We start from the raw sequence: 24,207 nt of genomic DNA, 5'->3' as shown, positions 1-24,207 counted from the left end.
GCGTACACTAGGCGGCATGTTGATTTCCGGAGGTCTGCATGGCCGCCGCATGGTTCGACATGCCACCGGTGCTGATCGTCGGCGCGGGTCCCACGGGCCTCGCTGCGGCGATGAGCCTTGCCCGCGCGCGCATCCCGGTACGGTTGATCGACAAGGCAGCGCGTCCCGATCCGCATTCGCGCGCGATCGGCATTCAGGCGCGCACGCTCGAACTGCTCGAACAGCATCGGCTGATCGAGCCGTTTCTCGATCTCGGTCATCGCGCGCGAGCGGCGAATCTGTATTCGAACGGGCAACGGCTTGCGCGGCTCGATTTCGACCCGCTGCAAACGCGTTATCCGTACATGCTGTTTCTCGATCAGTCCGTGACCGAGCGTCTCCTGACCGCGCATCTCGCGACGCTCGGCGTCGAGATCGAACGCGGCGTCGAGCTCGCGATGTTTTCGCAGGGCGCGGCCGGCATCAATGCGACGCTGCAACGCTCGAATGGCCACACGGAGACGCTGCATCCGTCATACATGATCGCTGCCGACGGCGCGCATAGCGGCATCCGCCACCGGCTCGCGATGAACTTCGCGGGCAGGACGTTCGAGCAGACCTTCCTGCTCGCCGACCTGATGGCCGATACGGACTGGCCCGACGACGAGTTCCATATCTTCGCGTCGGGCGACGGGCTGGCCGCGCTTTTCCCGATGGGAAAGGGCCGCTACCGGCTGATCGCCGATCATCCCGCGCTCGACGGCGCGTCCGCCGCGGACACTGCGCATGCATCGACTGACGCGCATGCGTCGTCAACTCAGGAAGCGTCAACTCAGGAAGCGTCCCTTGATGCAGCGTCCCTTGAAGCAGCCGCGCACGGCGCTGCGTCGCATGCGGCGGAGCACGGCGCGGCATCGACGGAATCGCACACGCCACCTCAGTCCGGCGATCCGCACCTTCCGCATGCGGGTCTTGATCCACCCGGTTCGCCCGCGGGACGGCACGCGCAACACGCCGCGCCCGCGCCGACACTCGATGCATGCCGCACGCTCGCGGCGACGCGCGTTCATCACCCGCTTGCGCTAACCGATCTCAGGTGGTCCGGCTACTTCCATGTGAATAGCCGCATGGTCGAGCAACTGCGCGTCGGCCGCGTGTTTCTCGCCGGCGACTCGGCGCACGTGCATAGCCCGGCGGGCGCGCAGGGCATGAATACCGGCATGCAGGAAGCGTTCAACCTGGGCTGGAAGATCGCGCGCGTACTGAGCGGCGGCGCGCCGGAGCGCCTGCTCGATACGTACCACCTCGAGCGCCATCCGATCGAGCGCGAAGTGCTTCGGCAATCGAGCTTCATGACACATATGGCCGAGGCCGATCATGGCCCGCTGAAGCTGCTGCGCGACCGCGTGATGCCGGTGCTCGCGTCGCTCGGCCCATTGCGCGACGCGGCGCGCCTGCAGATCAGCGAGCTTGCGATCCAGTACCGGCGCAGTCCGTTGACGCTCGAACGGGTGCTCGACGGCGGCCCGCGTGCCGGCGAGCGCGCGCCCGATGCGCTCGTGCATGTCGTCGATGGGCCGCTTGGTCGGGCGCCGGGCACTGGTTGCGTATTCGACCTGCACGATCCGGCGTTTTTCTCGCTGTTCGTGCTGGTCGCGCCCGAAACCGCCGCCGGGGTGCCGCACGACAAACCGGAACCGGCGCTGCGCCGCAAGCCGGTGCGCGCGGCAGACATCGACCGTTTTGTCGCCGACGTCGACGCGTTGCTGCCGGGCGCCGTGCGCACCTGGCGCGTGACCGATGCGCTCGGCGAGGGCGGGCCGGCGCTTGCCGAATCGTATGGCCGCACGCGCCCGTGTTTCTACCTCGTGCGGCCCGATGGCTATGTCTGTGCACGCGGCCGCGTGTCGTCCGACCTGCACGGTTTGCTGCGGCATTGCGAGGCGTGGTTCGCGAAGGGTGTCGAGCCGCAGCCGCCCACGCCGCTCACCTGAGCCGCGCGCGCCGAATAAAAACAAAGGCCGCCCGGTGCACAGGGCGGCCTTCTCGAGACGAGGCGGGGGCGCTTGCGACGAAGCGAGCGCCTGAATGCGCCTACACGCTTACACGGCGGCCGGCGCGGCCGGCATCAGCTTCTCGCGAAAGCGCGTCACCGCTTCGCGCGTGAACGCGGTCATGTCCTGCGCGCGCCCTTCGTCGATCGCGATAAACAACTGACGCCGCATGCGCGGTTCCCAGAAGCGGCGAATATGATCGGCGACGCCGGCCATTGCTTCTTCGTGATCCGGCATCGACTCGAAGAAGTCGCCGATGCGGTTGGCCATGTCGATCAGGTTATTCTCGTCCATCGCTCACCTCATTTACCGGAAGTCGCGGCCAGCTCGCGCTTTCTCAGCAGATCGAGCTGCTCGCTGTTGAAGCGCGAGTAGTCCTTCTGCCATTGCGACGGCTGTTCGACCGGCATTACCTGCACCGCGGTCACCTTGTATTCCGGACAGTTGGTCGCCCAGTCCGAGCTATCGGTCGTGATCACGTTCGCGCCCGATTCGGGGAAGTGGAACGTCGTGTAGACGACGCCCGGCTGCATCCGCTCGGTCACCTTCGCGCGCAGCACGGTCTGGCCCGAGCGCGATTCGATGCCGACCCAGTCGTCCATCTTGATGCCGCGCTCTTCTGCGTCGTGCGGATGGATCTCGAGGCGGTCCTCTTCGTGCCAGCGCGAGTTCTCGGTACGGCGCGTCTGCGCGCCGACGTTGTACTGCGACAGGATGCGGCCCGTGGTCAGGATCAGCGGATACTTCTGCGTGACCTTTTCCGGCGACGCGACGAACTTCGTGATGACGAACTTGCCCTTGCCGCGCACGAATTCGCCGATGTGCATGGTCGGCGTGCCGTTCGGCGCTTCTTCGTTACACGGCCACTGGATGCTGCCCAGCTGGTCGATCTTCGCGAACGAGACGCCATGGAACGTCGGCGTGAGGCGCGCGATTTCGTCCATGATTTCGGACGGATGCGTGTAGTCCATCTCGTAGCCGAGCGCGCGGGCGAGCAGGATCGTCACTTCCCAGTCCGAATAGCCGGCGATCGGCGGCATCACCTTGCGCACGCGCGAGATGCGGCGTTCCGCGTTCGTGAACGTGCCGTCCTTTTCGAGGAAGGTCGAACCCGGCAGCAAGACGTGCGCGAACTTCGCGGTTTCGTTCAGGAAGATGTCCTGCACGACGATGCATTCCATCGACTCCAGCGCCGCGCCCACGTGCTGCGTGTTCGGGTCGGACTGGACGATGTCCTCGCCCTGGCAATACAGACCCTTGAACGTGCCGTGCAGCGCTGCATCGAACATGTTCGGAATGCGCAGACCCGGCTCCGGCTGCAGCTCGACGTTCCACGCTTCTTCGAACAGCGCGCGCGTGATCGGGTCGCTGATATGGCGGTAGCCCGGCAGCTCGTGCGGGAACGAGCCCATGTCGCACGAACCCTGCACGTTGTTCTGGCCGCGCAGCGGATTCACGCCGACGCCTTCGCGGCCGACGTTGCCGGTCGCCATCGCGAGGTTCGCGATGCCGATCACCATTGTCGAGCCTTGCGCGTGCTCGGTTACGCCGAGACCGTAGTAGATCGCCGCGTTGCCGCCGGTTGCATAGAGGCGCGCCGCTTCGCGCACCTGGTCGGCGGGCACGCCGGTCACGCTCGCCGTCGCTTCCGGCGAATTCTCCGGCAGCGAGACGAAATCGCGCCACTGCTGGAACGCGCGCGTTTCGCAGCGCTCGGCAATGAACTGCTCCTGCAGCAGCCCTTCGGTGACGATCACATGCGCGAGCGCGTTGACGATCGCGACGTTGGTGCCCGGACGCAGCTGCAGGTGATACGACGCCTTCACGTGCGGCGTATCGACGATGTCGATCTTGCGCGGGTCGACCACGATCAGCTTTGCGCCTTCGCGCACGCGGCGCTTCAGGCGCGAGCCGAACACCGGATGGCCGTCGGTCGGATTCGCGCCGATCACGACGATCACGTCGGCCTTGCCGATCGATGCGAAGGTCTGCGTGCCGGCCGATTCGCCGAGCGTCGTCTTCAGGCCGTAGCCGGTCGGCGAGTGGCACACGCGCGCGCAGGTGTCGACGTTATTGTTGCCGAACGCGGCGCGCACGAGCTTCTGCACGAGATACGTTTCTTCGTTCGTGCAACGCGACGACGTAATGCCGCCGATCGAGTCGCGGCCGTACTTGTCCTGGATCTGGCGGAAGCGCGTCGCGGCATACGTGAGCGCTTCGTCCCAGCTCACTTCGCGCCACGGATCGGTGATCTTTTCGCGGATCATCGGCTTCGTGATGCGATCCTTGTGCGTCGCATAGCCCCATGCGAAGCGGCCCTTCACGCAGGCGTGGCCTTCGTTCGCTTCGCCGTTCTTGTACGGCACCATGCGCACGACCTGGTTGCCCTTCATCTCGGCCTTGAACGAGCAGCCGACGCCGCAGTATGCGCAGGTCGTGATCGCCGAATGCTCGGCCTGGCCCAGCATGACGACGGTCTTTTCCTGCAGCGTCGCGGTCGGGCACGCGGCCACGCAGGCGCCGCACGACACGCATTCCGACTCCATGAACGGCTGGTTTTCGCTCGCCGCGACGCGCGATTCGAAACCGCGGCCGGCGATCGTCAGCGCGAACGTGCCTTGCGTCTCTTCGCACGCGCGCACGCAGCGGTTGCAGACGATGCACTTCGACGGGTCGTACGTGAAGTACGGGTTCGACTCGTCTTTCTTGTCCTTCAGATGGTTGTCGCCATCGAAGCCGTAGCGCACTTCGCGCAGACCCGTGACGCCCGCCATGTCCTGCAGTTCGCAGTCGCCGTTGGCGGGGCAGGTCAGGCAGTCGAGCGGGTGATCGGAGATGTAGAGCTCCATCACGTTGCGACGCAGCGACTGCAGGCGGTCCGTTTGCGTGTGCACCTTCATGCCGGCTTCGACCGGCGTCGTGCACGAGGCCGGATAGCCGCGCCGGCCTTCGATTTCGACGAGGCACAGGCGGCACGAGCCGAACGGCTCGAGCGAGTCGGTCGCGCACAGTTTCGGCACGTTGACGCCGGCTTCGATCGCCGCGCGCATCACCGACGTGCCGGCCGGCACCGTGACGGATTCGCCGTCGATCTCGAGCGTGACGTCGACGTCGGCGTGGCGCAGCGGCGTGCCGAAGTCGGTATCGTCGAACGGCACACGGTTAGCGGCCGCGCGTTGCATCGCCTGCGACTTGCAGCTGCAATTACCGGAGCCGCAGCCGCCGGCGGAGGGGTTGAGCACATCGGACATGTTGGGCTCCTGGGTCAGGCCGCCGCTTTCGGCGCGGTGGTGGCGAGACCGAAGTCTTCGGGGAAATGGTCGAGCGCGGAGACGACCGGGAAGGGCGTCATGCCGCCCATCGCGCACAGCGAACCGGACACCATCGTGTCGCAGAGGTCGCGCAGCAGTTGCACCTGCTTCGTCGACGTGTCGCCGTTGCGGATCCGCTGGATCACTTCGACGCCGCGCGTCGAGCCGATCCGGCATGGCGTGCACTTGCCGCACGATTCGAGCGCGCAGAAGTGCATCGCGTATTGCGCGAGGTCCGCGAGGTTCGCGGTGTCGTCGTGAATCACGAGACCGCCGTGACCGACCACGGCGCCGACCTTCGCGTATTCCTCGTAGTCGAGCGGGATATCCCACTGGCTTTCCGGCAGATACGTGCCGAGCGGGCCGCCCACCTGTACCGCGCGCGCCGGCCGGCCGCTTGCGGTGCCGCCGCCGTAGTCGAACATCAGTTCGCGCAGCGTGCAGCCGAAGGCGAGCTCGACGAGCCCGCCCTGCTTCACATTGCCCGCGATCTGGAACGGCAGCGTGCCGCGCGAGCGGCCCATGCCGAAGTTCTTGTAGAACGCAGCGCCCTTCGCGAAGATGATCGGCACCGTCGCGAGCGTGATCACGTTGTTGATCACGGTCGGCTTGCCGAACAGGCCCGCGAGCGCCGGCAGCGGCGGCTTGGCGCGCACGATGCCGCGCTTGCCCTCGAGCGATTCGAGCAGCGCGGTTTCCTCGCCGCACACATACGCGCCCGCGCCCTTTGCGACGAACAGTTCGAAGCGATGCTGCGAGCCGAGCACGCTGTCGCCGAGCCAGCCCGCCGCGCGCGCTTTCGCGATGGCCGCTTCGAGCGTGGCGATCGAATGCGGGTACTCGCTGCGCACATAGATATGACCGACGGTCGCGCCGGTCACGATGCCCGCGATGATCATCCCTTCGATCAGCACGTACGGATCGCTTTCCATCACGAGACGGTCGGAGAACGTACCCGAGTCGCCCTCGTCCGCATTGCAGACGATGTATTTCTGATCGGCCTTCGCGCCGAGCACGGTGCGCCACTTGATGCCGGCCGGGAACGCAGCGCCGCCCCGGCCGCGCAGGCCCGATTCGATCAGTGCTTCGCATGCCTTGGCGCAGTCCATCGCGAGCGCGTTTTTGAGGCCCTCGATACCGCCGTGCGCGACGTAGTCGTCGGTCGACAGCGGATCGGTGATGCCGATGCGCGCGAACGTCAGGCGCTGCTGCTTCTTCAGATACGGAATCTCTTCGACGAGGCCGACGTGGCGCGCATGCGCCTTGCCTCCGACGAAGCCCGCATCGAACAGCGACGCGACGTCGCTTGCTTCGACGTTCGCGTAGCCGACGCGGCCCGCCGGCGTATCGACTTCGACGAGCGGCTCGAGATAGAGCAGGCCGCGCGAGCCGTTGCGGATCAGCTCGACCGCAACGCCGCGCTGCGCGGCTTCGGCGGCGATCGCGGCGGCCAGCTTGTCGGCGCCGAGCGCGAGGGCGGAAGAATCGCGGGGAACGTAGATGCGCGTCATGCCGGTTGCTCCACTTGTTTCATCGCGGCGGCGAGCAGCATGTCGAACTTCTGCGGCGTGACCTTCGCGTGCAGTTCGCCGTTGATCATCATGGCTGGCGACAGCGCGCATTGACCGAGACAGTAGACCGATTCGAGCGCCACGTTGCTATCGTCGTGCGCGTGCTTCTGCGCGTCGTGCCGGTGCGCATCGAAATGGCAACCGGTGCGGGTTTCGATGTGCTTCGCGAGCGCCTCGGTGCCCATGCTGCGGCACGCTTCCGCGCGGCACAGCTGCACCGTGACGGGCGCCGCCGGCTGCTGGCGGAAATGGTGATAGTAGGTGATCACGCCGTGCACTTCCGCGCGCGACAGATTCATCGTGCGCGCGAGCGGCGCGACCGCGGCGGGCGGCACGAAGCCGACGTCGTCCTGAATGGCGTGCAGCACGGCGACGAGCGACATGCCCGGCTGTGCGTGACGCTGCACCAGTTCTTCCGGTGCGAGAGCGGTGGCTGGTTCCACTGTGGGGGCTCCTCCAAAGTCAGATATGCACTTGTCATTCATAAAGTGTGCATCTATGCTTTGTTTGTTCAGTATGGATAGAGCGAACGATAGGCGTGTGAACGGCCTTTCGCAATAGGAACTAACGCGGCATATATGATCCGAATTGAATGTGAGGCGCAGTTGATCGTGCGTGACCAGGAAGGCCGAAGCACCAGCCTGACTGATGTCGTGCCGCTTCTGGCGCTGGTGGCGCAGACGGGCAGCATTGCGCAGGCGGCAGCCCTTAAGGGTTTGTCCTACCGTCATGCGTGGGGTTTGCTGCGCAGCATCGAAACGCATCTCGGCGGTGCGCTGATCGAAAAGGAGCGCGGACGCGGCTCGGTGCTGTCGGAACTGGGCCATGCCGTGCTGCGCGGGCAGCGTCTGTGCGGCGAGCGGCTCGACGGCAATATGCAGGCGCTTGCGAGCGAAGTGGCGAGCGAATTGAACCGGTGGCTGACGCCGCCGCGCGACGATGTGCGCATCCATGCTTCGCACGGCTACGCGGTCGCGTCGCTCGTCACGGCGCTCGTGGCGGACGATGTGTCGCTCGACATCAAGTATCGCGACAGTGCGGAAGCGATCGTCGCGCTCTCGCGCGGCGAGTGCGATCTGGCCGGCTTTCATATGCCGCGAGGCGAGTTTCGCGAGGCTTTCAGCGCGAAGTACCGGCAGTGGCTCGATCCGCTGCGTCACGTGCTGATTCATCTGACGCGCCGCAAGCAGGGACTCTTCCTGGCGAAGGGCAATCCGAAGAAAATTGCCGGCCTCGCCGATCTGGCGCGCGAGGATATCCGCTTCGTTAACAGACAGCCCGGCTCGGGTACACGCATGCTGCTCGATCTCGCGTTGCGCCAGATCGGCGTCGATCCGGATCGCGTCAACGGCTATGCGTCGACCGAACTCACACACTCGGCGATCGCGGCCTTCGTCGCGAGCGGGATGGCGGACATCGGCTTCGGCGTCGAACCGGCCGCGCATCACTTCGGGCTCGACTTCGTGCCGGTCGTCGATGAAGACTATTACTTCGCGTGCGAGCGCGCGCGGCTAGAACGCATGCCGCTCGCGGCAGTGGTCGCGGTGCTGCGCGGCGAAGCATTCCGGCAGCGCGTCGCGCAGCTCGACGGCTACGATCCGCAGGAGTGCGGCAACGTGGTCGAACTCGATCAGGGGCTGACGAGCAGTGCGGTGGGCGCGCCGGCGTGACGAGCGGCGGCGGCTAGTGTCGGCCAGTGGCGGGCGGGCTCGCGGCAGCAGGCGGAAGGGCCGCTGCTGCCGCCGCATGCGTTTTCCGTGGATCGGTTCGCGAGCGCGCAAGTAAGAACGCGTAACGGTCGGATGCGACCGGAAGGTGCGCCTGGCGGCACTTTGCGCTAATCTTTACAACTTCGTATTCCACCTCGTGCGCGGTTTATATGCCGCGTTGAACCCGCCATGAAATATCTGATTCAGACCATCGTTGCCACCGCCGCGGCGGGCGCGTTGCTCGCGACCGTATCGGTTGCATTCGCACAGAATTCGCCGGGCGTGCCCGGCGGCATCCTGACGGACGATTTCCACTTCCAGGAACATCCGCAGATGCAATTCGCCGCATCGGCGCCCTCGAAGAAGTACCAGCGCGGCGCGCCGTCGCAACTGCGCAAGCGGGGCGACAATGGCGATCCGGACGGCTGCAACCTGAAGTGTCCGGACGACCCTCAATAGGCGGTCGCCTTCCTGGCGTGTCTTTGCCGGGACATTGCTCCCGGCCGGTTTCCGTCTTCGCCCAGGTTCGCCGGCTCACTCGCCGGCCTTGCGCAACCCGCTGAAGTGCGCCGCTGCCGTGGCGCCAGCCGGCCACAGCCTGGCGGCGCCTCACAATCTCAAACCTCGATTACGGCTTCGCGATGTGCCACACGTCGCGGAAATTGTCGCCGGCCGTATCGCCGGGCTTCTTGTCGTCGGCAAAGCGATACAGCGGGTGACCCTTGTAGACCCACTGCGGAACGCCGTCGGCGTTCTTGATGATCGTCCAGTCGCCCGTCGGTTTGTCGCCGGCCGCCGCTTGCGCAGCCGGCCATTTCTTCAGGCATGCGCCGCTGCAGGCACTTTGGCCCGGCGTCGTGTCCTTGTCGAACGTGTACAGCGTGTACCCCTCTGAATCAACGAGGCGGCCGTCCATTGCCTTCGGCACCTCGGCGAACGCCATTTGCGAGATTGCGGCAGCGGCGATGAGGAGAAGAGTCTTGCGCATGATGCTGCTCCTGTTTTGAACGTTGTGTGTGGAGTGTGTGCGTTGAACCGCGGCACGCCCCGGTTGGCGGCGACGTGCGGGCAATAAACGAATGGCGGCATGCGATTATTCCGGTCTCCTCCCACTATAGTTTGTAATTAGCGCGACCCTGATCCGTTGCGCATCATCTCGCGGTTGCGCGTCGGCAGTCGTGCGTCCATGGCGACTTCTCGATTTGTTTCCTTTGTTGCGTAGGGCAAGTCCGCAAATCGTTTCTGGTATTTTCGAGCGCGGTTAAATGATGTCAAGCAGCATTTTTTACGATAAAAGCGGTGCCTATGATAGATGCGGGTCGTCGTTACAGACGTGTTTCTGACGAACCGAATTGATCTCAATCCATTATTGGCGAGTATTTGAAATGCAGAAAATCGATCGTAATCAGCTTGTGAAATCGAGCGTGGCGGGTGGCAGCAACAAAGGCGGCAATTACCCGACGATGTTCGTCAACAACAACAATGTGATCCCCATCGTCGTGCGCCGCTAGGACTGCGCTGCGCCCAGGCGATGTGAAAACGGCCCCGAGAGGGGCCGTTTTGTCTGAATACCCGAAGCGTTCGGGTTATGTTTTGCGTCGCGCGCCAGAGGCAGAAAACACGCGCAGAAAGGCACGCTTGAAAATTGTGGTGGAGGCGGCGGGAATCGAACCCGCGTCCAGTAGCGCTCTACGATCAGTTCTACATGTTTAGTTCTGTCATTTGATTTAACCGCGGCGACGCGGACGAACACGCTGCGCAACGGCGATTCACTAGATTTTCGACCCGGGCGTCGTGACGCCACCAGGGCTTAACTGACGTAAATGACCTCTGGCGGTATTGCTACCGGTCTTGCGACGCTAGCCCGTCAGTGAGCCAGGCAGAGGACGGCGGCCCTTAGGCTGCCAGTGCGAACGTATCGTCGTTTGCAGTTACGTTTTTCCCATTGATTAACGAGGTGACGGGTCCTCGACATGCCCTGACCGCTTCACAACCCCTGTCGAAACCAGGTCGCCCCCACGGTAGAGAAACCCAAAACTGCGGGTCAGCAGCGATTTTACAATAGCCGGGGTGTCACGTCACCGACATATCGCGGAGCAACGCGTCGCGGCGTGCCGTCCGGCCGCTTTGCCGTCGCGCGGTACGGGACCTTACCGTTTCGTTTGCCCAAATCTAGCTGATATCGCGCAGAAGTGTCTGCAACTCGGCCGGCGATTGGACCACATGTCTTGCATGCCATTGCGTCGGCGGCAGGTCGGCGCCGCAATAGCCATATGCGGCGGCTACGGTCACCATGCCAGCGGCAAAGCCCGCTTGCACGTCGCGCAGGTCGTCGCCGATATAGACGATACGCTCCGGCTGCAGAGCGAGTTCTTTTGCCGCATGCAGCAGCGGTGCGGGGTGAGGCTTCGAATGCGGTGTCGTATCGCCGCTGACCACGCAGCCCGCGCGCGTGTCGAGTCCGAGTTGCGCGACGAGCGGCTCCGTGAGTCGCGTCACCTTGTTCGTTACGATGCCCCAGCGGATGCCTCGTTCGTCGAGTTCGTCGAGCAGTTCCCCGATGCCGGGGAAGAGCGTCGTTTCGATGCAGAGATCGGCTTCGTAGTTCGCGAGAAACTCTTCGCGCATCGCGGCGAATTCGTGATCCGCCGGGCCGACGCCGAATCCGCCTGCCAGCAGGCCGCGTGCACCGGCCGACGCGAGCGGCCGCAACTGCTCGAGCGGCACCATCTCGAGCCCGCGATCGACGCGCATCTTGTTGACCGCGGCAGCGAGATCGGGAGCGGTGTCGGCGAGCGTGCCGTCGAGATCGAACAGAATGCCCTGGCAAAGGCCGAGCGACGTCTCGTCGTCTTCACGTTGCGGCAGAGGAGTGGGATCGCTCATGAAAGTGCGGGGCAGAGGTTGATCAGGCGTCGCGGCGGCAGGCAAGCATGTAATTGACGCTCGTATCCGCGGACAGCGCGAAGCGCTTGCCGATCGGATGATAGACGACGCCCTTGATTTCGGCCGTGGTCAGGCCGGCAGCGCGCACGAAGCCGGCGAGTTCGGACGGGCGGATGAAGCGCGCGTAGTCGTGTGTGCCTCTTGGCAGCATTCGCGCGATGTATTCCGCACCGATGACCGCGAACAGATACGACTTCACGTTGCGGTTCAGCGTCGAGAAGAACACCCAGCCGCCGGGCTTCACGAGCGTCTTGCAGGCCGCGACGATTTGCGCGGGGTCGGGAACATGCTCGAGCATTTCCATGCAAGTCACCACGTCGAAACTCGCCGGATCGCGTGCAGCCAGCACCTCCGCGGCGATCTCTTCGTAGTCGACGGCAATGCCGCTTTCGAGGCTATGCAGGTCGGCGACGCCCAGCGCTTCGTGCGACAGGTCGATGCCTTTCACCGACGCGCCGAGCCCGGCCATCGATTCGGACAGAATGCCGCCGCCGCAGCCGATGTCGAGTACGCGCTTGCCCGCGAGACGCGCGTGCCGGTCGATCCAGTCGAGCCGAACCGGGTTCAGTTCATGGAGCGGTTTGAATTCGGCATTGGGGTCCCACCACCGGTGCGCGAGATCGCTGAATTTCTGCAGTTCGTGGGGATCGGCATTGGTCATGTTCATGCGGCCTTGATGGCGGATGAGCAGGGCAACGAGGTCGAGCCCTGAGTATACAGGTCACCGCCAGGTGCCGCAAAAGCCCGTCGAGCGCGTTGGCCGCGCGTGCCGGCGGCCATGCACCTATGAGCGAACTTCTGCTGGGTAGCGGTGAGCATCGAGGTGGATAAAAAAAGCCCCGCCGTGGCGGGGCTTCGATGCTGCGGTAATTTGACGCTTACTGCTTCGCGGTACCGACCACTTCGACTTCGACGCGGCGATCCGGTGCGAGGCAGGCGATCAGCTGCTTGCGGTTCTTCTGGTTGCAACCGTGCGTGACCGGGTCGCGCTTGCCCTTGCCTTCCGTGTAGATACGGTTGGATTCGATGCCCTTGCTGACGAGGTATGCCTTGACAGCTTGAGCACGACGCAGCGACAGACGATCGTTGTACTTGTCGGAACCGATGCGGTCGGTGTAGCCCGTTGCGACGACCACTTCGAGGTTCAGGCCCTGGATCTTCGCTGCGAGGTCGTCCAGCTTCTGCTTGCCGGCCGGCTTGAGGACAGCCTTGTCGAAGTCGAACAGCGTGTCAGCCTGATACGTAATCTTCTGGCTCGTAATAGCCGGAGCGACCGGCGGCGGCGGGGCCGGCGGGGTCGGAGCCTGTGCGACGAGTGCGCCGTCGCACTTTGCGTTAGCCGTTGCCGGCGTCCAGAACGCGTCGCGCCAGCAAAGCTCGTTCGTGCCGTTCATCCACACGTATTCGCCGGTGCCGTTCACCCAGTTATCGTTAACTGCCTGTCGCGAGGCCGGCACCGATTGCGCCGACGCCGATGCAGCCATTACCGCGGTAGCTGCAATGAACGCGAGCTTTGAAAGTTTATTCATATTTCTCCTCTCGAAATTGAGATTACCGCAGGTTTACTGCGAGCCTGTTGACCGTAGACACGTCATACATTGCTCGGAGTATAACATCGGTGCGGAACAAAAGACGCGCTGTATAGACTTCGAGCAGTGTCTAACTTTGTGCGTTGGCATTTTGCCATATCGTTCCCTTCCGACGATAAAAAAATCCCTCCCCTATATCCAGCCCCGTTCGAATGTGGTGCATGCGCAACAGAAGCCGCACGGGCTCTCGCGGGGCAGAAAAGCGGAGCAGGAAGCGGGCCTGAACACGGGGCACGAACGCGGCCCGGAACGCGCTGCAAATGCGGCGGCAGGAGCCGCTCGCCGCGGTTCTGCTAATAGGTATACAGAGAGACCCATGCAGGTCGGCAGGCGCGGATGCGCCGCATGATAGAATCGCGTGATGCGCTGAGATCGCAGCGCCGCCGTGGTGCGCAATCTTTCGGCTTCATTTCGGGAACCTTTTCCAAACGTCATCAGCTGGCTGTCGGCCGCACGTTTCGAGGCGCCGCAGCACGCGAACGTGGGCGAAGGTCAGCGGACTTCACCGCCAGCCGAACCACTGCACCGCAAGTAAACGAAACGGACAATGGATCAATTCGCCAAAGAGACTCTGCCAATCTCCCTAGAGGAGGAAATGCGCCGCTCGTATATCGAGTACGCCATGAGCGTGATCGTGGGGCGCGCACTTCCCGATGTCCGCGACGGACTGAAGCCCGTGCATCGCCGCGTGCTTTATGCGATGCACGAGCTGAACAACGACTGGAACCGGGCTTACAAGAAGTCGGCGCGTATCGTCGGCGACGTCATCGGTAAATATCACCCGCACGGCGATACCGCGGTCTACGACACCATCGTCCGCATGGCGCAGGATTTCTCGCTGCGCTACATGCTCGTCGACGGGCAGGGCAATTTCGGTTCGGTCGACGGCGACAACGCCGCGGCGATGCGGTACACCGAAATCCGCATGGCCAAAATCGGCCATGAACTGCTCGCCGACATCGACAAGGAAACCGTCGATTTCCAGCCGAACTACGACGGCAGCGAAAACGAGCCCGCCATTCTGCCGGCGCGCATTCCGAACCTGCTGATCAACGGCTCGTCCGGCATCGCGGTCGGCATGGCCACCAACATTCCGCCGCACAACCTCAATGAAATCGTCGATGCGTGCCAGCATCTGCTGAAAAATCCGGAAGCGACGATCGACGAGCTCATCGAGATCGTGCCGGCGCCGGATTTTCCGACGGCCGGCATCATCTACGGCGTCGCCGGCGTGCGCGACGGCTATCGCACGGGGCGCGGCCGCGTCGTCATGCGCGCGCTCACGCACTTCGAGGAAATCGATCGGGGCCAGCGCATGGCGATCATCGTCGACGAGCTGCCGTACCAGGTGAACAAGCGCTCGTTGCTCGAGCGCATCGCCGAGCTCGTCAACGAGAAGAAGCTCGAAGGTATTTCGGACATTCGCGACGAATCCGACAAGAGCGGCATGCGCGTCGTGATCGAGCTCAAGCGCGGCGAAGTGCCCGAGGTGATCCTCAATAACCTGTACAAGGCGACGCAGTTGCAGGATACGTTCGGCATGAACATGGTCGCGCTCGTCGACGGCCAGCCGAAGCTGTTGAACCTGAAGGAAATGCTCACGCATTTCCTGTCGCATCGCCGCGAAGTGCTGACGCGGCGCACGATCTACGAACTGCGCAAGGCGCGTGAACGCGGCCACGTGCTCGAAGGTCTGGCGGTCGCGCTCGCGAACATCGACGAATTCATCAACATCATCAAGGCCGCGCCGACGCCGCCGATCGCGAAGCAGGAGCTGATGGCCCGCTCGTGGGACTCGTCGCTCGTGCGCGAAATGCTGCAGCGTGCGGAAACCGAAAACGCGGCAGCCGGCGGCCGCGAGGCGTACCGTCCGGAAGGGCTCAATCCGTCGTTCGGCATGCAGACCGACGGACTCTACCGGCTGTCGGACACGCAGGCTCAGGAAATCCTGCAGATGCGCCTGCAACGCCTGACGGGTCTCGAGCAGGACAAGATCATCGGCGAGTATCGCGAGGTGATGGCGCAGATCGCCGACCTGCTCGACATCCTCGCGAAGCCCGAGCGCATTGCTTCGATCATTCTCGACGAACTGACCTCGATCAAGAGCGAATTTGGCGACGAGCGCCGCTCGAAGATCGAGTTGAACGCCACTGAGCTGAACACCGAAGATCTGATCACGCCGCAAGACATGGTCGTGACGATGTCGCACGCAGGCTACGTGAAATCGCAGCCGTTGTCCGAATATCGGGCCCAGAAGCGCGGAGGTCGCGGCAAACAGGCGACCTCGATGAAGGAAGACGACTGGATCGACTCGCTCTTCATCGCGAACACGCACGACCACATCCTGTGCTTCTCGAACCGCGGCCGCGTCTACTGGGTGAAGGTCTACGAAGTCCCGCAGGGCTCGCGCAATTCGCGCGGCCGGCCGATCGTCAATATGTTCCCGCTGCAGGAAGGCGAGAAGATCACGGTCGTGCTGCCGGTCAAGGAGTTTTCGGCCGACAAGTATGTGTTCATGGCCACGGCGCTCGGCACGGTCAAGAAAACGCCGCTCGAGCAGTTCAGCCGGCCGCTGCGCAAGGGTATTATCGCGGTCGGCCTCGACGACGGCGACTACCTGATCGGCGCGGCCATCACGGACGGCGAGCACGACGTCATGCTGTTCTCCGATTCAGGCAAGGCCGTGCGCTTCGATGAAAACGATGTCCGGCCGATGGGACGCGAAGCGCGCGGCGTACGCGGCATGCAACTCGACGACGGCCAGCAGGTCATAGCCCTGCTCGTCGCCGGCGACGAAAAGCAGTCGGTGCTGACCGCAACGCGGAACGGCTATGGCAAGCGCACGCCGATCACCGAGTACACGCGCCACGGGCGCGGCACGAAGGGCATGATCGCGATCCAGACGTCGGAGCGTAACGGCAAGGTGGTCGCCGCGACGCTGGTCGATCCGGAAGCGCAGATCATGCTGATCACCGATACGGGCGTGCTGATCCGCACGCGCGTATCGGAGATCCGTGAAATGGGTCGCGCGACGCAAGGTGTTACACTCATCAGCCTTGATGAAGGCACGAAGCTCTCCGGTCTGCAGCATATCGCCGAGGCCGAAGCCGACGTGGACGGCGACGTTGACGGTACGACGAACGGCAGCGTGGCCGGCAATGAGACGAACGGCGAGGGTAGCGGTGGCGACGGCGAGGGTCCGGACGGCGACGGTGGCGAATGAACTGAACCGCCCGGGCTGAACGCGGAACCGGGCGGCGCAACCGCACTGCGAAGTTGCGCCGCACGCCACGCTGCAAGCGGATCCCCCCGGTCTGACCTGCACTGATGCTTTCCTCGTAACGAGTATGAACCGCACGGGCGTGAGCCCGCGCATCGGATGGGCCGATGCGCGGTCCGCGCGGCGGGCATGTAACCCATTTCTTTCAGGGAGTAGTGATGCAAAAACGATTCAAACTGTGGATGATGCTGGCCGCTTTCGTGCCGACCTTCGCGATGGCCCAGGCGCTGCAGAATCAGCAGCCGGCCGCGCCCGGCGCCGCCGCTCCCGCAGCGCCGGCAGCTGCGCCGATCGATCCGGCCAAGCAGGCCGCGATCAAGAACCTGCTTGACGCAATCGACGCGCAAAAGCTCGTCGGAGCGATCGGCAACAGCGCGCAGATGCAGGCAAAGCAGCTCGTGCCGGCGATCCTGTCGGACGCGCTGTCCGAAAACAAGACGATGACGGACAAGCAGAAGCAGGCATCGGTACCGACGCTGCAAAAGAACGCCGTGCCGAAGCTCGTCGATTCCGCGGGCCAGGTGTTCGCGACCGACTCGTTCCGTCAGGACGCAATGCAGGCGCAGTACGACGCGTACGCGAAGTACTACTCGACGGCGGAAATCAACGACCTGACCGCGTTTTACAAGAGCCCGACGGGCCGCAAGTTCATCCAGGTGCAAGACCAGGTCGGCCGCGACGTCGTGAACGGCCTGATGCAGAAGTACATGCCGCAATCGATCAAGGCAACGCGCGATCAGGCGGACAAGGAAGTCGCATCGGTCTCCACGGCCAAGCCGGGCGCCAAGTAAGCCGTAAGCTCGGCTGAGGTCGGGCCGCCGGCATGGCGGGTTCCCGGCGTCGATGCGATAATGGCCGTTTGCGCGAGCGCGCAGACGGCCATTCTCTTTTTGGGCGCAATTCCGGTCTTCTTATGCTCCGCGCGCCCGCTTCCGGAACTCTCACGATGCGCGTCTTCAATTTCTCCGCCGGCCCCGCCGCCTTGCCCGAAGAAGTGCTGCGTCAAGCGGCCGACGAAATGCTCGACTGGCACGGCAGTGGCATGAGCGTGATGGAAATGAGCCATCGCGGCAAGGAGTTCATGTCGATCCACGAAGAGGCGCTCGCCGACCTGCGCGAGTTGCTTGCGATTCCGTCGAGCCATCAGATCCTGTTCCTGCAAGGCGGCGGCATCGGTGAAAACGCGATCGTGCCGATGAATCTGTTCGGCACGAAGCCGCGCGCCGATTTCGTCGTGACCGGTTCGTGGTCGCAAAAGTCGCTCAACGAAGCGAAGAAGTACGGCAGCGCGCACCTCGCCGCGAGCGGTCAAACGGCCGATGGTTATACGCGCGCGCCCGCCCGCGCCGAATGGCAGCTGTCCGACGATCCCGCTTACGTGCATCTGTGCACGAACGAAACGATTCACGGCGTCGAAACGTTCGACATCCCCGATCTCGGCGACATCCCGCTCGTCGCCGATGCGTCGTCGCACATCCTGTCGCGCCCGATGGACGTCGCGAAATACGGCGTGCTGTTCGGCGGCGCGCAGAAGAATATCGGCATCGCGGGCGTGACGGTCGTGATCGTCCGCGAAGACCTGCTCGATCGCGCGATGCCGATCTGTCCGTCGGCGTTCGAATGGAAGACCGTCGCGCTCAACAATTCGATGTACAACACGCCGCCGACCTACGCGATCTATATCGCCGGGCTCGTCTTCAAGTGGCTGAAAAAGCTCGGCGGCCTGAGCGCGATCGAGGCGCGCAACGTCGAAAAGGCGAAGCTGCTGTACGACACGATCGACACGAGCAGCTTCTATCTGAACAAGGTCGAGCACGGCGCGCGGTCGCGGATGAACGTACCGTTCTTCCTCGCCGACGAGTCGCGCAACGAAGCATTTCTGGCCGGCGCGAAGGCGCGGGGGCTCCTGCAGCTGAAGGGCCACAAGTCCGTCGGCGGCATGCGGGCGTCGATCTACAACGCGGTGCCGCTCGAAGGCGTCAAGGCGCTCGTCGAGTACATGAAAGAGTTTGAACGGAAGAGCGCGTGACCGAAGAACCGGTTTTCGCGCACGCATGGGACGATACAGCCGTGGCAAGTCACTAGCATGGACGACGAACTTAATTCACGACTCAAACCGCTGCGTGAGCGCATCGATGCGCTCGACGCGCAGCTGATCGCGCTGCTCAATCAGCGCGCGGCGGTCGCGCTCGAAGTGGGCGAGGTCAAGAAGCATTTCAACGCACCGGTGTTCCGCCCGGAGCGCGAGCAGCAGGTGATCGCGCGGCTGCAGGAGATGAGCGACGGCCCGCTCGGGAGCGATCACATCAGCGCGATCTGGCGCGAGATCATGGCCGCGAGCCGCGCGCTCGAAAAGAACATTCAGGTCGCGTTTCTCGGCCCGATCGGCACCTATAGCGAACAGGCGATGCACGCGTACTTCGGTCAGTCGATCGAAGGGCTCGCGTGTGCGTCGATCGACGAAGTGTTCCGCTCGGTCGAAGCCGGCGCCGCGGAATTCGGCGTCGTGCCGATCGAGAACTCGACCGAAGGCGCGGTGTCGCGCACGCTCGATCTGCTGCTCGAAACGCAGTTGCTGATCGGCGGCGAACTGGCGCTGCCGATTCACCACAATCTGATGACGCTAAGCGGCGCTCTGACCGGCATCAAACGCGTATGCGCGCATCCGCAGGCGCTTGCGCAATGTCAACGCTGGCTGTCCGCCCATGCGCCGCATCTCGAGCGCCAGGCCGTGTCGAGCAACGCGGAAGGCGCGCGGCTCGCGGCGGCGGACCCGACCGTCGCCGCGATCGCCGGCGACCGCGCGGCCACGCAATACGGCCTGCAGATCGCGTACTCGCTGATCCAGGACGACCCGCACAACCGTACCCGCTTCGTGATGATCGGCAAAGAGCCGTCGGGGGCGAGCGGCTACGACAAGACATCGCTGATCGTATCGGTGGCGAATGAGCCGGGCGCGATGTTCAAGCTGCTCGAGCCGCTCGCGCGTCACGGCGTGTCGATGACGCGATTCGAGTCGCGTCCGGCGCGCGTCGGCACGTGGGAGTACTACTTCTATATCGATCTCGAAGGCCATCGCGACGATCCGTCGGTGTCGGCGGCGCTCGTCGAGCTCGATCAGAAAGCGGCGTTCCTCAAAATTCTGGGCTCGTATCCGCGCGCGCGTTAAACGGCTCACGCTTCGCGCGCCGCTGTATCGGCAGCGCATCTGCCGGTGAATCGGCCGGCTCATTCGCCGGCAGATTCACCGGCGGTGCAATCGCCGATGCGGCGCCAGCGGGCCCGACACACCACGAAGGCGCCCACGCCTCACCCTTATACAGAGTCGACCCGTCGACCGGAGATACAACATGACTACGACCTACGGCCCTTCTTACGTGCGTGCGATTGCGCCTTACGTCGCCGGCAAGCCGATTTCGGAAGTGGCGCGCCAGTTCGGTCTCGACGAAGCGCGCATCGTCAAGCTCGCGTCGAATGAAAACCCGCTCGGCATGCCCGAGTCCGCGCAGCGCGCGATGGCGCAGGCAGCGAGCGAGCTCGGCCGTTACCCCGATTCGAACGCGTTCGAACTGAAAGAAGCGCTGTCCGCGTATTACGGCGTGCCGGCCGAATGGGTCACGCTCGGCAACGGCAGCAACGACATTCTCGAACTCGCCGCGCATGCGTTCGTCGAAAAGAACCAGTCGGTCGTCTACTCGCAATATTCGTTCGCCGTCTATGCACTCGCGACGCAGGGCCTCGGCGCGCGCGCGATCGTCGTGCCGGCAGTCGCGTACGGCCACGATCTGAACGCGATGCTTGCCGCGCTTGCCGACGATACGCGCCTCGTGTTCATCGCGAACCCGAACAACCCGACCGGCACCTTCGTCGACGGTCCGACGCTCGAGGCGTTTCTCGACAAGGTGCCGCGCCATGTCGTCGTCGTGCTCGACGAGGCTTATACGGAATACCTGTCGGCGCAGAAGCGCTATGACTCGATCGGATGGGTGCGCCGCTATCCGAACCTGCTCGTGTCGCGTACGTTCTCGAAGGCGTTCGGCCTTGCGGGCTTGCGCGTCGGTTTCGCGATCGCGCAGCCCGAATTGACGGATCTGCTGAACCGCCTGCGTCAGCCATTCAACGTCAATACGCTTGCACAGGCCGCGGCGGTGGCGGCGCTCAACGACAAGCCGTTCCTCGAAAAGAGCGCGGCGCTCAACGCGGCGGGCTACCGGCGCCTCACGGAAGCTTTCGACAGACTGGGCCTCGAGTACGTGCCGTCGCACGGGAATTTCGTGCTCGTGCGCGTCGGCAATGAAGATGCCGCGGGCGATCGCGTCAATCTGGAACTGCTCAAACAGGGCGTGATCGTGCGCCCGGTCGGCAGCTACGGTTTGCCGCAATGGCTGCGCGTAACGGTCGGTCTTCCCGAAGAAAACGAAGCCTTTCTCGCGGCGCTCGAAAAGACGCTTGCTTCCGTCTGAGCGCTTGACTCCGATCCGCGCGCCGGCTGCTTCGAAACTCGGCGGCGCGCTTTTTTATCCGACTCCAAGTGGCTGCGTTCTCTTTTGACAAACTGGTGATTTTCGGCGTCGGCCTGATCGGCGGATCGCTGGCGCGTGCGCTGCGCGAGCGCGGCAGCAGCAACGCGGGCGGCGCGCGCACGGTGATCGGCGTGGGCCGCACGTCAGCGTCGAGCGCGCGGGCGCTCGAACTCGGCGTGATCGACGGCGCGGCAGCGCTCGACGACGAGCGCGCGCTGGCCGCTGCGCTCGCCGGTGCAGACATCGTGCTGCTCGCCGCGCCGGTCGCCCAGACGCGGCCGCTGCTCGAGCGCATCGCGCCGTTCCTCGACGCGACGACGATCGTCACGGACGCCGGCAGCACGAAAGCGGATGTCGTCGCGGCCGCGCGCGCGGCGCTTGGCGGGCGCGTTGCGCAGTTCGTGCCGGGGCATCCGGTCGCGGGCCGCGAAGCGAGCGGTGTCGAAGCGGCCTTGCCCGATCTTTATGTGGACCGTAACGTCGTGCTGTGTCCGCTGCCCGAAAACGCGAAGGCTTCGGTTGACCGCATTGCCGATATGTGGCGCGCAACAGGCGCAACCGTCCATGAAATGGCGCCGCCGCAGCACGACCGCGTGCTTGCGTCGGTGAGCCACCTGCCGCATGTGCTCGCGTTCGCTTACGTCGAGCAGATTCTGCAATCGCAGGACGCCGCGCTGCGCTTCGCGTTCGCGTCGGGCGGTTTTCGCGACTTCACGCGCATCGCCGCGTCGAACCCCGAAATGTGGCGCGACATCTGCATCGCGAACCGCGCTGCGCTGCTCGAGGAAATCGACAGCTACACTGCGGTTCTCGCCGCGTTGCGCGCGGCGATCGAAACGGGCGATGGCGCGTCGCTCGAAGCCGTGTTCGCGCGCTCGCGCGCGGCGCGCGCCGACTGGCAGCACCGTGCGGCGCGGCCGGCGGCCGGCAGCGCTGACGAAGCGTCGAAATGAGCGCCCGACAAGCGTTGCAATGAGCCGTCGAAACGAGCGCTGAATTAGCGTCGAAATAACAGAAAACTGGACCACCATCATGGACTACCTCGATCTCGGACCGTTTTCCCGCGCGTCCGGCACGATTCGTTTGCCCGGCTCGAAGAGCATTTCTAACCGCGTGCTGCTGCTCGCGGCGCTCGCCGAAGGCGACACGACGATCACGAACCTGCTCGACTCGGACGACACGCGCGTGATGATCGCCGCGCTCGAAAGGCTCGGCGTGAAGCTCAAGCGCGACGGCGACGTTTGCGTCGTGAGCGGCACACGCGGCGCGTTCACGGCGAGAAACGCCGACCTTTTTCTCGGCAACGCGGGCACGGCGGTGCGCCCGCTGACGGCCGCGCTTGCGGTGAACGGCGGCGATTACCGCGTGCACGGCGTGCCGCGCATGCATGAGCGGCCGATCGGCGACCTCGTCGACGGCCTGCGGCAGATCGGCGCGAATATCGAATACGAAGAGAACGAAGGATATCCGCCGCTGCGCATCCGCCCCTCGCGGATCGCCGTCGATGCGCCGATCCGCGTGCGCGGCGACGTGTCGAGCCAGTTCCTGACCGCGCTGCTGATGACGCTGCCGCTCGTGCGCAGCGAAAGCGGCGTGACGGTGGTCGAGATCGACGGCGAGCTGATTTCGAAGCCGTATATCGAGATCACGATGAAGCTGATGGCGCGCTTCGGCATCGAGGTTCAGCGCGATGGCTGGCATCGGTTCACGGTGCCGGCCGGTGCGCGCTACCAGTCGCCGGGCACGATCATGGTCGAAGGCGACGCGTCGTCGGCATCGTATTTTCTCGCTGCCGGCGTGCTCGGCGGCGGCCCGCTGCGCGTCGAAGGCGTCGGGCGCGCGAGCATCCAGGGCGACATCGGCTTTGCCGAAGCGCTGAACCGCATGGGCGCGAACGTGCTGATGGGCGACGACTGGATCGAGGTGCGCGGCGTCGGCCGCGACGATGGCAAGCTCGATCCCATCGATATGGACTTCAATCTGATCCCGGACGCGGCGATGACCGTCGCCGTTGCCGCGCTGTTCGCCGACGGCGCCACGACCCTTCGAAATATCGCAAGCTGGCGCGTGAAGGAAACGGACCGGCTCGCGGCGATGGCAACCGAACTGCGCAAGGTCGGCGCGAAGGTCACCGAGGGCGATGACTACCTCGTCGTCGTGCCGCCGGCGAAACTGACGCCGAACGCCGCTATCGATACTTATGACGATCACCGGATGGCGATGTGCTTTTCGCTCGTGAGCCTCGGCGGGGTGCCGGTGCGGATCAACGACCCGAAGTGCGTCGCGAAGACGTTCCCCGACTATTTCGAGCGCTTCGCCGCGCTCGCCCAGCCGTAACTTCGCGATAATTTTCGCCGGGACAATCGTGGTCCCTCCTGCTCCGACGCGCGACTGACTATTACATTAGATGAAACCGACCCGTCCCTTTCACCAGACGCCCGTCATTACGATCGACGGCCCGACTGCCTCCGGCAAAGGCACCGTGGCCGCCCTCGTCGCCGCCCAGCTCGGCTTCCACCTGCTCGATAGCGGCGCGCTGTACCGGCTGGCCGCGCTCGCGAGCATTCGTTACGCGATCGCGCCCGACGACGCCGAGTCCCTTGCAAAACTGATCGACGATCTTCACATCACGTTCCGCGAAGGCATTGCACAACTCGACGGCGTCGACGTCTCATCCGAGATTCGCGCTGAAGAAATCGGCAACCGCGCGTCGGCGATTGCGATTCACGCGCCGGTACGGGCCGCGCTCGTGGCGCGGCAGCGCGCGTTTCGCAAGGTGCCCGGGCTCGTCGCAGACGGCCGCGATATGGGCACCGTGATCTTTCCCGATGCGGGTTTGAAAGTGTTTCTGACGGCGAGCGTCGAGGCGCGCGCCGCACGTCGGCATAAGCAATTGATCCAAAAAGGTTTTTCTGCTAATATGGATGACTTGCTTCGGGATTTGCGCGAACGCGACGAGCGCGACAGCAAGCGCACCGCCGCGCCGCTCAAGCCTGCAGCCGATGCGAAGCTCCTCGATACCTCCACGCTGTCGATCGACGAAGCGGTCGATCAGGTGGTGCAGTGGTTCCGGGCTGGCGTCAAGGTGTGATTCAAACCGTAAAGCAAGACGTAAAAGCAATCCGTAGCAAAGCAGCAAGAAGCCGGTGTTCCGCCCGCATGGCGGAACGTGTATTAACCTTTTAACCCCGTGTGGCCTCCGGATCTGCCGCAGTTGCCAGTTATTTGCCGGATCTCGCTAGCAA

The 24,207-nt window shown here is 64.2% G+C and carries 20 protein-coding genes and 1 other RNA gene; 12 read left to right on the top strand and 9 right to left on the bottom strand.

Going from position 1 to position 24,207, the window contains the following annotated elements:
• The first annotated feature begins 38 nt into the window (after positions 1-38).
• Positions 39-1,973, top strand: a complete 1,935-nt coding sequence (locus BTO02_RS33880) for an FAD-dependent monooxygenase (RefSeq protein ID WP_083615142.1) — start codon at positions 39-41, stop codon at positions 1,971-1,973.
• A gap of 108 nt (positions 1,974-2,081) precedes the next feature.
• Here the strand turns inward: BTO02_RS33880 and BTO02_RS15775 are convergent, their stop codons facing one another.
• From BTO02_RS15775 to BTO02_RS15760, 4 genes are read right to left on the bottom strand one after another with little or no spacing between them, the layout of a single operon-like run.
• Positions 2,082-2,327 (bottom strand): formate dehydrogenase subunit delta, encoded by a 246-nt coding sequence (locus tag BTO02_RS15775; protein WP_075157828.1) that lies wholly within the window; start codon positions 2,325-2,327, stop codon positions 2,082-2,084.
• An 8-nt stretch (positions 2,328-2,335) separates the two neighbouring features.
• On the bottom strand, positions 2,336-5,284 hold the full coding sequence (gene fdhF, locus BTO02_RS15770) for a formate dehydrogenase subunit alpha (RefSeq protein WP_075157827.1): 2,949 nt from the start codon (positions 5,282-5,284) through the stop codon (positions 2,336-2,338).
• A gap of 14 nt (positions 5,285-5,298) precedes the next feature.
• Positions 5,299-6,855, bottom strand: coding sequence for a formate dehydrogenase beta subunit (locus BTO02_RS15765; protein WP_075157826.1), 1,557 nt, complete (start codon positions 6,853-6,855; stop codon positions 5,299-5,301).
• The gene (locus tag BTO02_RS15760) at positions 6,852-7,400 is read right to left on the bottom strand and encodes an NAD(P)H-dependent oxidoreductase subunit E (RefSeq protein WP_442953426.1); all 549 of its coding nucleotides are present in this window, start codon (positions 7,398-7,400) and stop codon (positions 6,852-6,854) included. Before BTO02_RS15760 ends, BTO02_RS15765 begins: the two co-directional genes overlap by 4 nt.
• A 93-nt stretch (positions 7,401-7,493) precedes the next feature.
• Here BTO02_RS15760 and BTO02_RS15755 point away from each other — a divergent pair, with 93 nt between their 5' ends.
• Positions 7,494-8,585 carry a substrate-binding domain-containing protein gene (locus BTO02_RS15755; RefSeq protein ID WP_075157824.1) on the top strand — a complete coding sequence of 364 codons (1,092 nt, stop codon included), beginning with the start codon at positions 7,494-7,496 and terminating at the stop codon, positions 8,583-8,585.
• Between the two features lie 228 nt (positions 8,586-8,813).
• Positions 8,814-9,083 carry a hypothetical protein gene (locus BTO02_RS15750; RefSeq protein ID WP_075157823.1) on the top strand — a complete coding sequence of 90 codons (270 nt, stop codon included), beginning with the start codon at positions 8,814-8,816 and terminating at the stop codon, positions 9,081-9,083.
• Between the two features lie 169 nt (positions 9,084-9,252).
• Here BTO02_RS15750 and BTO02_RS15745 read toward each other — a convergent pair whose 3' ends face one another.
• The gene (locus BTO02_RS15745; RefSeq protein WP_075157822.1) at positions 9,253-9,612 is read right to left on the bottom strand and encodes a COG4315 family predicted lipoprotein; all 360 of its coding nucleotides are present in this window, start codon (positions 9,610-9,612) and stop codon (positions 9,253-9,255) included.
• Positions 9,613-10,009: 397 nt separating this feature from the next.
• Here BTO02_RS15745 and BTO02_RS35400 point away from each other — a divergent pair, with 397 nt between their 5' ends.
• Positions 10,010-10,135, top strand: a complete 126-nt coding sequence (locus BTO02_RS35400) for a hypothetical protein (RefSeq protein WP_269667968.1) — start codon at positions 10,010-10,012, stop codon at positions 10,133-10,135.
• A 137-nt stretch (positions 10,136-10,272) separates the two neighbouring features.
• On the opposite strand, the gene ssrA is transcribed toward BTO02_RS35400, so the two are convergent.
• From ssrA to ompA, 4 genes are all read right to left on the bottom strand, one after another.
• Positions 10,273-10,642: a transfer-messenger RNA gene (gene ssrA, locus BTO02_RS15740) on the bottom strand.
• 154 nt (positions 10,643-10,796) lie between these two features.
• Complete coding sequence (locus BTO02_RS15735; protein WP_075157821.1) at positions 10,797-11,510, bottom strand: HAD family hydrolase; 714 nt, start codon at positions 11,508-11,510, stop codon at positions 10,797-10,799.
• 22 nt (positions 11,511-11,532) lie between these two features.
• The gene (gene ubiG, locus BTO02_RS15730; protein WP_075158910.1) at positions 11,533-12,231 is read right to left on the bottom strand and encodes a bifunctional 2-polyprenyl-6-hydroxyphenol methylase/3-demethylubiquinol 3-O-methyltransferase UbiG; all 699 of its coding nucleotides are present in this window, start codon (positions 12,229-12,231) and stop codon (positions 11,533-11,535) included.
• 217 nt (positions 12,232-12,448) lie between these two features.
• Positions 12,449-13,099, bottom strand: coding sequence for an outer membrane protein OmpA (gene ompA / locus BTO02_RS15725; protein ID WP_075157820.1), 651 nt, complete (start codon positions 13,097-13,099; stop codon positions 12,449-12,451).
• Positions 13,100-13,706: 607 nt separating this feature from the next.
• Between ompA and gyrA the strand changes: the two genes are divergently transcribed.
• The 8 genes from gyrA to cmk all read left to right on the top strand — a co-directional run bounded on the left by gyrA (position 13,707) and on the right by cmk (position 24,053).
• A complete protein-coding gene (gyrA, locus tag BTO02_RS15720) occupies positions 13,707-16,382 on the top strand; it encodes a DNA gyrase subunit A (RefSeq protein ID WP_075157819.1) in 2,676 nt (891 codons plus the stop codon).
• A gap of 215 nt (positions 16,383-16,597) precedes the next feature.
• The gene (locus BTO02_RS15715; protein WP_075157818.1) at positions 16,598-17,230 is read left to right on the top strand and encodes a DUF2059 domain-containing protein; all 633 of its coding nucleotides are present in this window, start codon (positions 16,598-16,600) and stop codon (positions 17,228-17,230) included.
• Between the two features lie 155 nt (positions 17,231-17,385).
• Entirely contained in the window at positions 17,386-18,468 is a 1,083-nt protein-coding gene (gene serC, locus BTO02_RS15710) for a 3-phosphoserine/phosphohydroxythreonine transaminase (protein ID WP_075157817.1), read from the top strand.
• Between the two features lie 57 nt (positions 18,469-18,525).
• A complete protein-coding gene (pheA, locus tag BTO02_RS15705) occupies positions 18,526-19,608 on the top strand; it encodes a prephenate dehydratase (protein WP_075157816.1) in 1,083 nt (360 codons plus the stop codon).
• A 181-nt stretch (positions 19,609-19,789) separates the two neighbouring features.
• On the top strand, positions 19,790-20,902 hold the full coding sequence (hisC, locus tag BTO02_RS15700) for a histidinol-phosphate transaminase (protein WP_075157815.1): 1,113 nt from the start codon (positions 19,790-19,792) through the stop codon (positions 20,900-20,902).
• 68 nt (positions 20,903-20,970) lie between these two features.
• The gene (locus tag BTO02_RS15695; protein ID WP_075157814.1) at positions 20,971-21,915 is read left to right on the top strand and encodes a prephenate dehydrogenase; all 945 of its coding nucleotides are present in this window, start codon (positions 20,971-20,973) and stop codon (positions 21,913-21,915) included.
• Between the two features lie 79 nt (positions 21,916-21,994).
• The gene (gene aroA, locus BTO02_RS15690; RefSeq protein ID WP_075157813.1) at positions 21,995-23,299 is read left to right on the top strand and encodes a 3-phosphoshikimate 1-carboxyvinyltransferase; all 1,305 of its coding nucleotides are present in this window, start codon (positions 21,995-21,997) and stop codon (positions 23,297-23,299) included.
• Positions 23,300-23,369: 70 nt separating this feature from the next.
• Positions 23,370-24,053 carry a (d)CMP kinase gene (gene cmk / locus BTO02_RS15685; protein ID WP_075157812.1) on the top strand — a complete coding sequence of 228 codons (684 nt, stop codon included), beginning with the start codon at positions 23,370-23,372 and terminating at the stop codon, positions 24,051-24,053.
• The last annotated feature ends 154 nt before the right edge of the window (positions 24,054-24,207 follow it).

The organism is Paraburkholderia sp. SOS3 (assembly GCF_001922345.1).
Lineage (GTDB): Bacteria > Pseudomonadota > Gammaproteobacteria > Burkholderiales > Burkholderiaceae > Paraburkholderia.
Note: the sequence above shows the minus strand (reverse complement) of the source record. Positions and strands in the feature narration are given on the sequence as shown.